10 protein-coding genes are annotated in these 14,727 nt (G+C 70.0%); 4 read left to right on the top strand and 6 right to left on the bottom strand.

What is annotated here, in order from left to right:
* The first annotated feature begins 6 nt into the window (after positions 1 to 6).
* On the top strand, positions 7 to 1,878 hold the full coding sequence (locus QZ258_RS09070; protein ID WP_294180793.1) for a DUF2207 domain-containing protein: 1,872 nt from the start codon (positions 7 to 9) through the stop codon (positions 1,876 to 1,878).
* 13 nt (positions 1,879 to 1,891) lie between these two features.
* Here the strand turns inward: QZ258_RS09070 and QZ258_RS09065 are convergent, their stop codons facing one another.
* Positions 1,892 to 3,715 carry an ABC-F family ATP-binding cassette domain-containing protein gene (locus QZ258_RS09065; RefSeq protein WP_294180791.1) on the bottom strand — a complete coding sequence of 608 codons (1,824 nt, stop codon included), beginning with the start codon at positions 3,713 to 3,715 and terminating at the stop codon, positions 1,892 to 1,894.
* A gap of 23 nt (positions 3,716 to 3,738) precedes the next feature.
* On the opposite strand from QZ258_RS09065, the gene QZ258_RS09060 reads away from it, so the two are divergent.
* The gene (locus tag QZ258_RS09060) at positions 3,739 to 4,278 is read left to right on the top strand and encodes a molybdenum cofactor biosysynthesis protein (RefSeq protein ID WP_294180789.1); all 540 of its coding nucleotides are present in this window, start codon (positions 3,739 to 3,741) and stop codon (positions 4,276 to 4,278) included.
* 206 nt (positions 4,279 to 4,484) lie between these two features.
* Here the strand turns inward: QZ258_RS09060 and QZ258_RS09055 are convergent, their stop codons facing one another.
* The 5 genes from QZ258_RS09055 to rsmI are packed head-to-tail and all read right to left on the bottom strand — an operon-like array spanning position 4,485 to position 9,684.
* Entirely contained in the window at positions 4,485 to 5,420 is a 936-nt protein-coding gene (locus tag QZ258_RS09055; protein WP_294180787.1) for a 4-(cytidine 5'-diphospho)-2-C-methyl-D-erythritol kinase, read from the bottom strand.
* A gap of 33 nt (positions 5,421 to 5,453) precedes the next feature.
* Positions 5,454 to 6,296: a 16S rRNA (adenine(1518)-N(6)/adenine(1519)-N(6))-dimethyltransferase RsmA gene (rsmA, locus tag QZ258_RS09050; RefSeq protein ID WP_294180785.1), complete on the bottom strand. Its 843-nt coding sequence runs from the start codon at positions 6,294 to 6,296 to the stop codon at positions 5,454 to 5,456.
* Positions 6,293 to 7,252, bottom strand: coding sequence for a TatD family hydrolase (locus QZ258_RS09045; protein WP_294180782.1), 960 nt, complete (start codon positions 7,250 to 7,252; stop codon positions 6,293 to 6,295). The genes rsmA and QZ258_RS09045 overlap by 4 nt, the downstream gene beginning before the upstream one ends.
* Entirely contained in the window at positions 7,249 to 8,844 is a 1,596-nt protein-coding gene (gene metG, locus QZ258_RS09040) for a methionine--tRNA ligase (RefSeq protein ID WP_294180781.1), read from the bottom strand. The genes QZ258_RS09045 and metG overlap by 4 nt, the downstream gene beginning before the upstream one ends.
* A gap of 30 nt (positions 8,845 to 8,874) precedes the next feature.
* The gene (gene rsmI, locus QZ258_RS09035) at positions 8,875 to 9,684 is read right to left on the bottom strand and encodes a 16S rRNA (cytidine(1402)-2'-O)-methyltransferase (protein WP_294180779.1); all 810 of its coding nucleotides are present in this window, start codon (positions 9,682 to 9,684) and stop codon (positions 8,875 to 8,877) included.
* Positions 9,685 to 9,709: 25 nt separating this feature from the next.
* Here rsmI and QZ258_RS09030 point away from each other — a divergent pair, with 25 nt between their 5' ends.
* Both QZ258_RS09030 and QZ258_RS09025 read left to right on the top strand, forming a co-directional pair.
* On the top strand, positions 9,710 to 11,215 hold the full coding sequence (locus QZ258_RS09030; protein ID WP_294180777.1) for a dolichyl-phosphate-mannose--protein mannosyltransferase: 1,506 nt from the start codon (positions 9,710 to 9,712) through the stop codon (positions 11,213 to 11,215).
* 88 nt (positions 11,216 to 11,303) lie between these two features.
* Positions 11,304 to 14,705 carry a hypothetical protein gene (locus tag QZ258_RS09025; protein WP_294180775.1) on the top strand — a complete coding sequence of 1,134 codons (3,402 nt, stop codon included), beginning with the start codon at positions 11,304 to 11,306 and terminating at the stop codon, positions 14,703 to 14,705.
* The last annotated feature ends 22 nt before the right edge of the window (positions 14,706 to 14,727 follow it).

Raw genomic sequence — 14,727 nt, 5'->3', positions numbered from 1 at the left:
TCGGGCGTGACACGTCGACGCCGCTTCGCCTCCCTGCTGCTCACGACCCTGCCGTTCCTGGCACTGCCGCTCGCTCTCGCGCCGAGTGCCGCCTCGGCCGCGCCGAGCCCCGCCGACGACCCGGCCCCCGTCTCGGTGGTGGGTGCCCCGAACCAGGTCACCGGGGTCAACGACTTCGTCTTTTCGAGCCTCGATGTGGAATACGAGCTCGGGCGCGACGACGACGGCCGCTCGACCCTGCGCACCGTCGAGCACTTCGTCGCCGTCTTCCCCGACTACGACCAGAACCGCGGCATGATCCGCGCGATCCCGGCGCTCTACGACGGACATTCGACACGCCTGGATGTCGTCTCGGTGACCGACGAGACCGGGGCGCCGCGCGAGTTCGAACTCGGCACGGACGGCGACTTCCGCACCATCACCATCGCGGTGCCGCTCGGCCAGTACGTCTACGGCGAGCAGCACTACGTCATCGAGTACACCCAGCAGGACGTCACCAAATACTTCGCCGACACCAACGACGACGAGTTCTACTGGGACGTCAACGGCACCGGCTGGGCGCAGCCCTTCGGCCGCGTCTCGGCCACCGTCAGCCTCGCGCCGGGACTCTCGCGCGCGGTGACCGAAACCGCCTGCTATCAGGGCTGGGAAGGCTCCACCGACCGCTGCGAGGTCATCGAATCCGGCGAGACGGTCAGCGTGCTCGCCACCGACCTCGGGGCCTACCAAAACGTCACCGTCGTCGTCGCCTTCACCGCCGGCACCTTCGCGGCGGCGCCCTGGGATCCGTTCGCGCTGATCCCCGCGATCGGGGTCGTCGGCGTCGCGGTCAGCCTGCTCTCGCTCATCTACGCCGGATACATCCGCTTCGGCCGGTGGCGTGACGAGCCCGGTCGCGGCACCGTGATCGCCCAGTACGAGCCGCCCGAGGGCGTCAGCCTGTTCCTCGCCGCCGAGATCCTCGGGCGGAAGAACAAGGCGATGCCGTCCACGATCCTCGACCTGGCGGTGCGGCACTGGGTGCGCATCCGCGAGCGCGACGGCAGCTGGGGGCGCACCGAGTTCGGAATCGAAGCGCTCGAACCGCCGAGCGGTGACGCGCTGCTGCCGGACGAGGCACGCATCCTCGCCGCGCTATCCACGAGCCGCGAGAACGGCGTGAAGTGGCTGAAGAAGAACGACACCGCGCTCGGCCGCAAGGTGATCCGCGAGGTGAAGTCTGCCCGCACGCTCGCGGTGAAGAGCGGGCTGCGCCGCAAGCCCTCGCGCGGACCGGTCTGGATCGTCGTGCTCGCGGCGGCGGTCGCGTTCGTGCTGTGCATGGTCTCCGGCACCTCGAGTGAGAGCGAGCCCGCGGTCGCGTTCGGCGTGCTCAGCTCGATGGCGGTGCTCTGGATCGGGATCATCGTCTCGGCGGCGCTCGGAAGCCGCAACCCGCGCACGGCGGCCGGCTCCGAACTGAAGGAGCATCTCGAAGGGCTCGCCGAGTTCATCCGCTGGGCCGAGGCCGACCGCTTGCAGATGCTGCAGAGCGTCACCGGCGCCGAGCGCATCGCGGTCGATGGTGGCATCGTCGCGACCCGCGACCGCGAGCGCGTCGTGCGGGTCTACGAACGCCTGCTGCCGTACGCGGTGCTGTTCGGGCTCGAGAAGCAGTGGGCGTCCGAGCTTTCGAAGTTCTACGCCGACGAGTCACCCGACTGGTATTCGAGCTCACACGGCACCTTCACCGTCGCGGGCTTCGCGGCGGGAGTCAGCTCGTTCAGCTCAACCGTGTCGAGCTCGTACTCGGGCTCGGCGAGCTCGTCGTCCTCCGGCGGTTCGGGCGGCGGCGGCTCCTCCGGAGGCGGGGGCGGCGGCGGCGGCGGGGGCATCTGACGCCCGCGAGACCCTAGGCGTCGAGCGACTCCGACAGCTCCAGCCAACGCTCCTCGAGCTCGGCCGACTCGCGCTCGAGCGCCGCGAGCTTCTCCTGCAGGGCGGCAAGGCCGATGTAGTCCGACTGGTCGTGCTCGGCGAAGGCGATGTGGGCATCCTTGATCGCCTCGGCGAGCTTCACGAGCCGCCGGTCGATCGCCGACACCTCCTTCTCGGCCGCGCGCCGCTCCGCCCCCCCGAGCCCTTTTTCAGGAGTTTGTGTGACGGATGTGGTGGAAGTGGCGCCGGAAGCCCCACCAGCCACTCCCGTCGCAGAATCTCCTGAAAAGCGGAGGGAGGCGGCGCGGAGGGCGAGGTACTCATCGACGCCGCCGGGCAGGTGGCGCAGATGGCCGCCGAGCACGGCGTACTGCTGGTCGGTGACGCGCTCCAGCAGGTACCGGTCGTGGCTGACGACCAGCAGCGTGCCGGGCCAGGAGTCGAGCAGGTCTTCCATCGCCGCGAGCATGTCGGTGTCGAGGTCGTTGGTGGGCTCGTCGAGGATCAGCACGTTCGGCTCATCCAGCAGGATCAGCAGCAGCTGCAGCCGACGCTTCTGGCCACCGCTCAGGTCTTTCACCGGCGTCGACAGTTGCGCACTCGTGAAACCGAGCCGCTCGAGCAGCTGCCCCGGCGTCAAGGCGACGCCGTTGCTCACGAACTCCGCCTTCTGCCGCCCGATCACCGCGCTCACGCGCTCCTCGGCGATCGACGCCAGCTCATCGAGACGCTGATCGAGCACCGCGATCTTGACCGTCTTGCCGCGCTTCACGCGTCCGCTGGTCGGGGCGACCGTGCCCGCCACCAGGCCGAGCAGCGTCGACTTGCCCGCGCCGTTCACCCCGAGGATGCCGGTGCGCTCCCCCGGCGCGATGCGCCACTCGATGTCTTTCAGTACCTCGGTTTCGCCGTAGCGAACGCCCACGTCGAGCAGGTCGACGACGTCCTTGCCGAGGCGCGTCACCGCGAGCTGCGACAGGCTGACGCTGTCGCGGACGGGCGGCTCGTTCTCGATCAGCTGGGTGGCGGCGTCGATGCGGAACTTCGGCTTGCTGGTGCGCGCGGGGGCGCCGCGGCGAAGCCAGGCGAGCTCCTTGCGCATCAGATTCTGGCGCTTCGCCTCGCTCGCCGCCGCCATCCGGTCGCGCTCGACGCGCTGCAACACGTAGGCGGCATACCCGCCCTCGAAAGGCTCCAGGATGCGGTCGTGCACCTCCCAGGTGTCGAGCGAGATCTCGTCGAGGAACCACCGATCGTGGGTGACGACCACGAGCCCGCCCTGCTTCGGCGACCACCTCGTCTTCAGGTGCTGCGCAAGCCAGGCGACCCCCTCGACGTCGAGGTGGTTGGTGGGCTCGTCGAGGAAGATGATGTCCCAGTCGCGAGTGAGAAGGGCGGCGAGCGCGACGCGACGGCGCTGGCCTCCGCTGAGGTCGCCGATCCGCGCCTCCCAGGGCAGATCGCGCAGCAGGCCCGCGATCACGTCGCGCGCCCGGGCATCGCCCGCCCACTCGTGTTCGGCGCGGTCACCGACCACAGCGTGCGAGACGAGTTCGTCGTCGGGCAGGTCGTCCGACTGGTCGAGCATGCCGAGGGTCACGCCGCCGCGGCGGGTCACCCGCCCCGAGTCCGCCTCCTGACGACCGGCGAGGATACGCAGCAGCGTCGACTTGCCGTCACCGTTGCGCCCGACGACGCCGATCCGGTCGCCCTCCTCGATGCCGACGGTGATGCTCTCGAAAACGACCTTGGTCGGATACTCGAGCGCGAGCTCCTCCGCGCCGAGCAGATGTGCCATGCCTTCGAGCCTAAGGTGTCGGCATGGAGGCAAAGTCCGCGGTCGGGGTGCACGAGGTCGAGATCGTCGAGCTGCTCGCCTCCCCGGTGCACCGCTACGAGGGGCGCCCCGCCGACGGGCCGGTGCCGGTCGAGGGCTCCGAGCTGCGGGAGTCAATCGCGCTGCGCGCCGGACTGGGCGTGGTCGGGGATCGGCACTTCGCGCATCCGGCGCACCGTCAGGCGAGCCTGACGCTTCAGAGCGTCGAGGCACTCGAGCACGTCGCCCGCGAGCTCGGCGTTCCGCTGCCCGGTCTCACCGAGACGCGCCGCAACGTTCTGCTGCGCGGCATCGACGTGGATGCCTTGGTCGGCACCACCTTCACCCTCGACTCCGGCGCCGGCCCGGTCCGCGTTCGCGCGCATCGGCCGGCGAACCCGTGCGCCTGGATGAATGAGGCGATCGCGCCGGGGGCGCACCGCGCGCTGCTCGGTCGCGGCGGCATCCGTGCCGAACCGCTGAGCGACGGCGCTCTGACGCTCGGCGCCGCGACCCTCACCGTGCACACGAGCGCTGCGAGCTGACCGCCGGCGGAGCCTCGCGCCCCCGCAGTGTGACGTTTCTCCGGAGAATCCGTTGCGCAACTCACCCGCACGCCCGCGATCGTTGAGCTCGAGGACTCCCTCGCCGCGAAACCTCCGGAGAAACGTCACACTCGGCGCGGCGTGGGGCGGCGCGGGATGAGCGCGCGGGGCTCGGCGCGAGCGGGCGCGGGCGGGGCGGGGCGGGCTCAGTCGGCGATGATGCGGGCGCCGTGCACCGGCCCGGTGGCCCGCACGACGTTCAGCTGGGCGGCCGAGAGCGCCACCTGCAGCTCGAGGGCGGCGTCGAGGTCGGCCGCGAGGAACGCCACGGTCGGCCCGGAGCCGGAGACGATGCCGGCGAGGGCGCCGTTGCGCTCCCCCAGCTCCAACACGTCGCCGAGCCCCGGCTCGAGGTGGAGCGCGGGCGCCTGCAGATCGTTGTGCATCGCCGCGGCGAGCATGTGCGGATCCCCCGCGCGCAACGCCTGCAGCACGTCGGTGTCGACGCTCGGGCTCGGGTCGGCGGGGAAGATGTCACGCGCGTGGCGTTCGCGGTGCGCATCCAATTCTTGATAGACGGCGGGGGTCGACAACCCGAAGTCGGCAAGCGCCAGCACCCACTGGAAGGTGCCCGACGCCAGCGCCGGCGAGAGCTCGTCGCCGCGGCCGGTGCCGATCGCCGTGCCTCCGGTCAGTGCGAAGGGCACGTCGGCGCCGAGCCGACGAGCGAGCTCGTACATGTCGTCGCGCGGCAACTCGGTGCCCCAGAGCGCATCGCACGCCACCAGGGTCGCGGCCGCATCCGCGGAGCCACCGCCCATGCCGCCGGTGACGGGAACGTGCTTCTCGATCGCGATGTGCGCCCCACCGCGGTACCCGGTCTTGGCCGCCAGCAGACGGGCGGCCGTGATCGCGATGTTGGACCCGTCGACGGGCACGCGCCCGAGCTCGACGCTGCCGGTCACCGAGACCGAGAAGTCATCCGCGGGCGTGACGATGACATCCTCCGAGAGCGACACGGCCTGGTAGGCGATCGCCACATCGTGATAGCCGTCGTCCTGCAGCGCACCGACCTTGAGGAACACATTGATCTTGCCGGGGGCACGAACGTGCACCCGACTCAGCTGCCCCCGAGACACCATGTCATAACCCTAGTCGGGACGCGCATCATGCCCTCACGCGGGGGAATGGGCACCCGCGCGCGCAATCGCCAGGAAGTGCGCGACGGTCAGCTGCTCGCCGCGCACGGTGGGCTCGACGCCCGCCGCCTCCAGCCGCGCACTCGCGGCGGCGGAGCCGCCGAACAGTTCGGCGAGCGCCTGGCGCATCATCTTCCGACGCTGCCCGAACGCCGCATCGATGATCTGGAACGTCGCGCGACGCTCCTCCTCGGTGCCCGGCCGTTCGGCCCGCTCGAAGCCGACGAGAATCGAGTCGACGTTGGGCACCGGCCAGAAGATCTGCCGACTCACCTGTCCCTGCGTGAACCAGCGCCCGTACCAGGCCGCCTTCACCGACGGGGAACCGTACACCTTCGACCCCGGCGCGGCGGCGAGGCGCTGCCCGACCTCGGCCTGCACCATGACGAGCGCGGACTCGAGGCTCGGGAACGTCTCGAGCAGGTGTAGCAGCACCGGAACCGAGACGTTGTAGGGCAGGTTCGCGACGAGACGGCGCGGAGGCGCGGGCAGCTCGGTCACCCGTAGCGCGTCCGCGGTGATGACCTGAAGCGGCGCACCCGGCTGCAGCGACTCGACCGTGATCGGAAGCTGCGCGGCGAGTCTGGGGTCGATCTCGACGGCCGTCAGGCGCGCGCCCGCCTCCAGGATGCCGAGGGTGAGCGACCCGAGACCGGGACCGACCTCGAGCACCTCGTCGCCCGACTCGATCTTCGCCAGTCGCACGATGCGACGCACGGTGTTGGCGTCGACGACGAAGTTCTGGCCGAGCTTCTTGGTGGGCTGGACATCCAGCAGCGCCGCGAGGTCGCGAATCTCGGCGGGACCGAGCAGGCTCACCGCGAGCCCAGATCCGGCAGGTCGATCGGCGTCGTCGGGGGCGCGAACGGTCCGGGCGGCGCATCGACCGGCTCGTCATCCCAATGGCCGTAGACGAGTTCGGTGTTGGAGCTCAGCTGCGCCGCCAGCATCGACGCATCCGTGCCGAGGTGCTCGGCCATCGCCCGCACCGTGTACGGCATCAGGTAGGCGGAGTTGGGGCGACCGCGGTACGGCGTCGGCGTCAGGTACGGCGCGTCCGTCTCGACGAGCAGGTTCGCCCGCGGCACCGCCGCGAGCGCGTCGCGCAGGTTCTGCGCGTTCTTGAACGTCACCGTGCCGGCGAAGGAGAGGTACCAGCCGCGGCGGGCGACCAGCTCGGCGAATTCGGCATCGCCGCTGAAGCAGTGAAAGACGACCCGGTCGGGCGCGCCGACGCGGTCGAGCACCCGCACGATGTCGAGATGCGCGTCGCGGTCGTGGATCTGCAACGCGAGCCCGCGCTCCTTGGCGATCTCGATGTGCGCCTCGAAGGCGCGCACCTGGGCGGCCTTGCCCTCCTCGCTCTCGGTGCGGAAGTAGTCCAGCCCGGTCTCGCCGATGGCGCGCACGCGCGGCCGGGCCGCCAGTTCGGCGATGCCCGCGAGGTGGTCGTCGAGCTCACCGCGCTCGGCAAGTTCCGGAGCCTCGTTCGGATGCAGGGCCACCGCGGCCAGCACCCGCGGCTCGCGCGCCGCCACCTCGGCGCTCCAGCGCGAGGTCTCCAGGTCGGTGCCCACCTGCACGACCCCGCGGACGCCGACGCTCGAGGCGCGATCGAGTTGTTCGCGGTAGTCGAGGGGGGCATCGCCGTCGGCGATTTCCATGTGCGTGTGGTTGTCGTACACCGGCACGACGAGCGCCTCCGGCAGCGGCGGGTAGTCGCGGCCGCGCGACGCGACCGCCTGTTCCCGTGCCCGGAGGAAGGAGTCGCTCACGCCGAGCCCACCTCCGCGGGCTCCTCGATGCGGGGAAACAGGGCCTGCAGGGCCTGGATCGCCGCCCCCTCGGGCAGCTGACCCCAGCTTCCCGCCTCGCGGATCTGCTGATCCTCGAGCACCCCGAGCACCGGCTCCGCCCCGAGCGCAGCCCAGAGCTTCGCGGTGGCCTCAGGGATGACCGGGTGCAGCAGGACGGCGAGCGCCCGCAGGCCCTCCGCGGCCGTGTAGAGCACCGTGCCCAAGCGTTCACGCTGAGCCGGATCCTTGGACAGCGCCCACGGCTCCTGCTCGGTGATGTAGCCGTTGAGCTCGTCGACGATGGTCCAGATCGCGTCGATCGCCTCGTGAATCGCCAGTCGTTCGATCGCCGCGTCGGCGTTCAGCGCCGCCGCCGCGACGGTGCGCTGGATCGCCAGCTCGGCCTCCGTGGATGCGCCCGCCGCGGGCAGGACGCCCTCGAAGTAGCGCCCCACCATGGCGACGACGCGCGAGGCGAGGTTGCCGAAGCCGTTGGCGAGTTCGGCGTGGTAGCGGGCCGACAGGTCCTCCCACGAGAACGAGCCGTCCTGGCCGAAGCTGATCGCGCTCATGAAGTAGTAGCGGAACGCATCCGCGCCGAAGGTGTCGGTGATCTGGCTGGGCGCGATGCCGGTGAGCTTCGACTTCGACATCTTCTCGCCGCCGACCAGCAGCCAGCCGTGGCCGAACACGCGCGACGGCACGGGGAGCCCGGCGGCCAGCAGCATCGCGGGCCAGATGACCGCGTGGAATCGTGCGATGTCTTTGCCGACGAGCTGCACCGCGGGCCAGCGCCGGCGGAACTGCTCCTCGTCGACGCCGTAGCCGATCGCCGAGATGTAGTTCAGCAGCGCGTCGAACCAGACGTAGACGACGTGCGTCTCGTCCCACGGCACCTTGATTCCCCAGTCGAAGCTCGAGCGCGAGATCGACAGATCTGAAAGCCCCTGCCGCACGAACTGCATGATCTCGTTGCGGACGCTCTCCGGCTGAATGAAGTCTGGCTGCGTCTGGTACAGGTTCATCAGGTCGTCGGCGAAGGCACTCATCCGGAAGAAGTAGTTCTTCTCCTTCAGAATCTCGACCGGGCGCGAGTGGATCTTGCACAGCTTCTGGCCGGCGAACTCGCCCGAGTCGGTCTCCATCAGGTCGTCGAGCTGCTTGTACTCCTCGCAGCCCACGCAGTAGAAGCCCTCGTAGAAGCCCTCGTAGATGTGGCCATCGTCGTAGAGCTGCTGCAAGAAGACGGCGACCGCTTTCTCGTGGCGCTCGTCGGTCGTGCGGATGAAGTCGTCGTTGGCGATGTTGATCGTCTGAAGCAGCGGCTGCCAGGCATCCGCGACGAGCTTGTCGGCCCAGGCCTTCGGTGTGGTGTCGTTGGCGACCGCGGTGCGCAGGATCTTCTGCCCGTGCTCGTCGGTGCCGGTCAGCAGCCAGGTGTCGTCACCGGCTTGCCGGTGCCAGCGCGCAAGAACGTCGGCGGCCACCTCCGTGTACGCGTGGCCGATGTGGGGCACGTCGTTGACATAGAAGATGGGCGTCGCGATGTAGAAGGGGGCGCCTGCAGGCATGAGGGTCAGTCTACTGAGGGCGCGGACGTGTTACCGGGCGCGCAGGGCGGCGTCGTAGAGCTCCTTGCGGGAGAGCCCGGTGAGCTCGGCGACCTCGGCGCTCGCATCCTTGAGGCGCGAGCCCTCGGCGACCAGCGCGAGCACGCGCGCCACGCCGTCGTCGATCGAGGCCTCGACCGGGGCGGCCCCGGCAATCACGAGCACGATCTCCCCGCGAGCGCCCTCGGCGAAACGCTCCGCCAACGCGGCGAGGGTGCCACGGGCGATCTCCTCGTGCAGCTTGGTCAGTTCGCGACAGACGGCGGCGAGCCGATCGGCGCCGAATGCGGTGGCGGCATCGCGCAGGGCGTCGCCGATGCGGTGCGGGCTCTCGAAGAAGACCAGCGTGCGCGGCTCGCCTGCGACGGCGCGGAACGCGGCGACGCGGCCCTTGCGCGGCACGAAGCCCTCGAAGGCGAAGCGGTCCGTCGGCAGCCCACTCAGGGCGAGCGCGGTCAGCACCGCACTCGGCCCGGGAATCGCCGTGACGGTCACCCCGGCGGCGACCGCGGTCTGCACCAGTACGAAACCGGGGTCGCTCACGGTCGGCATGCCCGCATCCGTCAGCACCAGAATGTCGGCGTCGCGGGCCTCCTCGGCGAGCGAGGCCGCGCGCTCGCGCTCGTTGTGCTCGTGCAGCGCCACGAGGCGGGGGCGGTTGTCGACCCCGAGCGCGCGCATCAGCTGGATGGCGGTGCGGGTGTCCTCCGCCGCGACCGTTTCGGCGTTCTGCAGCGCCTCGATCAGGCGCCGCGAGGCGTCGCCGAGATTGCCGATGGGCGTCGCCGCGAGGATGAGCACGCGTCCATTCTCCTAGCATGAGCGGGTGATCGTCTCGCGACTTCCGACCTGGGCGGGCCCGGCGGCCGTCATGGCCGTCGCCGCGGCCACCCGGTTGTGGGCACTCGATCGCCCGCACGAGCTCGTCTTCGACGAGACCTACTACGTCAAAGACGCCTACACGCTGATGAACCTCGGCTATGAGGGATCGTGGGGCGAGGGGGCGAACGACAACTTCGCGGGCGGCAACCCCGACGTCTATTCGACGAACCCCTCGTTCATCGCGCACCCGCCGCTCGGCAAGTGGATCATCGCGCTCGGACTCGCCGCGTTCGGGGCCGAGTCGAGCTGGGGCTGGCGGATCGGGATCGCGGTCACCGGCATCCTGCTCGTGGCGGTGACGATGTTCGCGGCGCACCTACTGTTTCACCGCCCGCTGCTGACAACGATCGCGGGCGGACTGATCGCGATCGACGGCAACGCGATCGTGCTCAGCCGCGTCGCGCTGCTCGACAGCGCCCTCGCACTGTTCGCCCTGCTCGGCGCGTGCTTCGTGCTGCTCGACCGGGTGCAAGCCAGGGCCCGGCTCGCCGCCTGGGTCGCCGGCGGCGATGGCACGGTCGCGGTGCGGGACTGGGGTCCGGTCTTCTGGGCGCGACCGTGGCTGCTCGCGGCGGCCGCGAGCTTCGGACTCGCCTCGGCGGTGAAGTGGAGTGGGCTCTACTTCTTGGCGGTGTTCGGCATCTCCTCGGTCATCGCGGATGCGCTGGATCGCCGCCGCGCCGGCACCGACCTGTGGGCAAGCGGCGCGGTGCTGCGCCAGGCCCCCGTCAACGCGGTGCTGCTGGTGCCGCTCGCCCTGCTCGTCAACGTCGCCAGCTGGGCGGGATGGTTCGCCACCTCGGGTGGCTACTACCGCCGCTGGGTCGAGGAGGGCGGCGAGGCCTGGACCGGGGGCCTCTCCTGGGTGCCGCTCGATCTCCAGAACTGGTGGCACTACCAGGCGTCGATGTACGGCTATCACCTTGGCGAGAACACCCCGCACTCGTACCAGGCGAACCCGCTCGGGTGGCTGTTCCTCGCGCGCCCGACGAGCATGTACTACGAGGACTTCGGCGACGGGACGGCCGCGGAGATCCTCGACCTCGGGAATCCGCTCATCTGGTGGGCCGGCACGGCCGCGCTCGTCGCGGTGCTCGTCCGCTTCGTCTGGCTGGTGCGACACGGTCGTGTGGCGCACACCGAGGCCTTCATCCTGACCGGTATGGCCGCGGGCTACCTCCCGTGGATGCTGTACCTGCACCGCACGGTGTTCCAGTTCTACACGATCGCCTTCGAGGCGTTTCTGGTGCTCGCGCTCGTCGCGGCGGTCGCGCTGTTGATCGGGCCGCCGGGCGCCGAGCGGCGCGAGTTCGCCGTCGGCCGCGTGATCGTCGGCGTGTTTCTGGCCGCCGTCGTCGCGCTCAGCGCATTCTTCTGGCCGATCTGGATCGGGCAGCCGATCCCGATCGAATATCTGCGTGCGCACTATTGGTTCGCGAGCTGGATCTGACGCGAAACTGAGCCTTTCGAGTACGAGACTTTCTCGCTACAGTGTTGTCACCCTGCGCCCGAAGCAGCGTCCCCCGCTGGAGTCCCCCATGACTGCTCCACGTTCCCCCCGTTCTGCGCCCTCACGTCGTCGTCGCACCGCCGGTTTCGCCGCGCCCGTGCTCGCGATCGCGGTCATCGCCTTCGGCGCTGCGCCCGCCGCCATCGCCGCGCCCGCCGCCCCGAGCATCACCTCGCCGAGCGACGGCGCGGTCACCACGAGCAGCGTCGCCACCATCAGCGGCACCGTCGAAGAGTGGGACACCGAGGCCGGCGGCTACGTCGAGGTCACGGTCACCAACGACGAGGGGCTGGTCGACTCCTGCAGTTCGGGGCCCCTGGAGTACTACGAGACCGCCTGGAGCTGTGACGCCGCGCTGGCGGTCGGCGACAACCTCGTCACGGCCCAGTCCTTCGCCGACGATGCACAAGCGGGCGACTCAGTCGCGATCACCGTCACCCGCGGCGGCACCCAGTCGCCCACGATCGAGACTCCGGCCCCGGACTCCTCCCGGGAAACGGGCGACGTGAGCTTCTCGGGCACCGGGCCCGCGCTTGGTTCCCTCGAACTCGGCTACTTCGAGGGCGAAGGGACCATGTCGTGGTGCGTGGCCGAGATCGACATCGACGGCAACTGGAGTTGCCTCGTCGAATCGATCGACCCCGGGCTGTACGAAATTTTTGTCGAGTCGCTGCAGATCGACGACGCGGAAGGCGAGACGCGGGAGTACAGCGAGTCCCAATGGCTCACGATCTACCCGCACAAGCCGGACGTCGACATCGCGATGGGCCCCAGCTGGCTGCAGTCGCGCACGACGGCGACCTCGGGTGGGGACGCCGGCGCGATCTGGCGCGAGTTCGACGGCGAGTCGGTCACCGGCTTCTGGCTGTGCCCCGACGGATGGGGCGGCGACTACGACGTGTACCCGCCGACCGGGGGCGCCGAGGTGGACTGCGCCGTCCCCGACCCGACGCCGGGAACCTACCTGCTGACGAGCGTCGACTTCGCGAACGGAACCTACTCGTTCGACCGCGGCGACCTTGTCCGCATTCCGGAGATCCCCGAGATCACCGAGATCGTGACCAACGCGGATGGCTCCCTCACCGTGCGCGGCACCGTCGATCCGACCTGGGACAGCCCGTTCCCCACCCTCCATGACGGCAGCACCGTCGTCGTCGATGTGGTCGACCGGTTCGAGTTCTGCACCGCCGACACCGATGAGACGGGCGCGTGGGAGTGCACCGGCGTCGCCCCGAGCGGCCCGCGGTCGTTCCAGGCCGTCGCGATCTCGCGCGGTTTCGCCGACGACCCGGACGTCGCCGGCGTGCTCGACGGCTACCACGACGGCGTCTCGCCCCGCTCCGAGATCGTCGAGGTCGAGGTCGAGCCGTTCCGCCCGGCGAGCGCGCTCACCCTGGATGCCGCGGCGGTCGAGGTGCTGATCACGGGAGCCGCCGGAAGCTACACGGGCGTCGAGTTCTACCGCGTGACGAGCGACGGCGAAGGCGGTTACTCGTACGGCTTCCCCGTGCTGACCTGCGATCACGGCGAAACCGACGACGACACGTCGACGATCACGTGCGCGCTCGACGAACTCGAACCGGGCGTCTGGAGCATCTACTCCTGGGAGACGCGCTACTTCGGCGACGAGTCATCCGAGACGAAGTACTTGGACGACTACGTCATGATTCCGAGCGCACCGACGCTCACCTCCACGGCGAACACGACCGGCACCGTCGCCTTCAGCGGCAGCGCGACGGCCGGAGACCTGGTCTCCGTCTTCACGCTCGAGGGCGAGGAGATGTGCTCGACCACGGCCTCCGAGTCCGACACCTGGACCTGCAGCGCGAACCCCGGCGCGGGAACCCACACCTTCCGTGCGATCTCCCGCTCGCACGGGTTCGAGATCGACGTCGAGGCCCTCCACGAACCCGAGGAGTACGGCGCCTCCTTCCAGGGCTACTCCGCCTGGAGCGCCCCCACCGCGGTGGTGGTCGAGGTCGCCACGCAGCCCACGCCCACCTCGTCGCCGACGCCGTCGGGGACGACCGCCGGCGGCCTCACCCCCTGGTCGTTCACCGTCTCGGCGGGTCCGTACTTCCCCGGCGACACCGTGACCTTCAGCGGACGCGGCGTGCCCGCGGGCGCGAACGTCACCGCCGAACTGCACTCCACCCCGATCCTGCTCGGCCAGACGACCGCCGACAGCGCGGGCAGCTTCCGCATCGTCGCCGTGATTCCCGAGGATGTCGACCCCGGCGAACACGAGTTCGTGCTCGCGGTGATGGGCGAAAGCGGTGCCGTCTCCATCGTCACCCAGCCGATCGTCATCGACCTCCCGACGGCGTCTCCCGAGCAGCCGTCCACCGAGGAGACGACGACCGTCGTCGACGACGACGGGAGCACCGGATCCGGAGTTCTCGGCAGCGCGCGCACCGAACCCGCGGCGCCGAGCGTGCTCACCAACGCGCTGGCCACCTTCGCCCGCATCGTTGACAACCCTGGGCTGCTCGCCGCCGCGGGAGGCCTCGCGCTCGCCCTGCTGTTCCTGGTCGCGATCCCGACCGAGCTGCTGACGGCGACACTGTCCTCGAACACCGGGCGGATGGGTCGCGGCATCGCGCGCGTCGAGAACCTCACGGACCGCGTCCGCGACTGGTTCATCGCCGTCACCGGCAGCCGCGCCGCCGCCGCCGCCGTGCTCATCGTCCTGGTCAGCATCGTCTTCGGCTTCAGCGACCCCGCCTTCGGCTTCGATCTCGTGTCGCTGCGCCTCGTGTTGTCGCTCGCGATCGCCTTCTTCATCCTGTTCTACGGGGTGAGCTGGCTGACCGGCGTCCTCGTCGAGCGGCGCTGGCACGTGCCCTCGGTCGTCATGATTCAGCCGTCGATCGTGCTGTTCGCGATCCTCGGCGTCGTCTTCTCCCGGCTCGTCGGCTTCGCGCCCGGCATCTTCATCGGTGTCGTGATCGGCGTCGAGATGTTCAACGCCTCGCGTCGCGCCGAACTCGGCGCCGCCCTGATCCAGTTCGCGGGTGTGTTCGCGCTGAGCATCGCCGCCTGGTTCGGCTACTCGGCGCTGACCATGTCGGGCCCGCCCGAGGACTTCTGGGGCGCCCTGACCGTCGACACGCTCGCCGCGATCACCTCGGAGGGCCTTACGGGTGTCGCGATCGCGATCCTGCCGCTCGCGTTCCTCGAGGGCCGCACGCTCTGGGTGGCATCCAAGTCCCTGTGGCTCGGTGCGTTCTTGCTGATCGCGACGGCGTTCGCGCTCCTCGTGCTTCCGACCGCCCTCGACGAGACCGACCCGGCCGACGTGGGCATCTGGTACGTCGTGCTTGCGGTCTTCGGCGCACTCACCTTCGCCGCCTGGGGCTACTTCGCCTGGCGCGCGCGGGCCGAGGAGCGTGCGGCCGCCGACGCAATGGAACGCAACACAACGGTCTAGCATCACGACTCGCCGGTAGCCT

The sequence above is a fragment of the uncultured Schumannella sp. genome (assembly GCF_905479755.1).
In the GTDB taxonomy this organism is placed as follows: domain Bacteria; phylum Actinomycetota; class Actinomycetes; order Actinomycetales; family Microbacteriaceae; genus DCRR01.
This window is presented reverse-complemented; position numbering and strand designations above follow the sequence as displayed.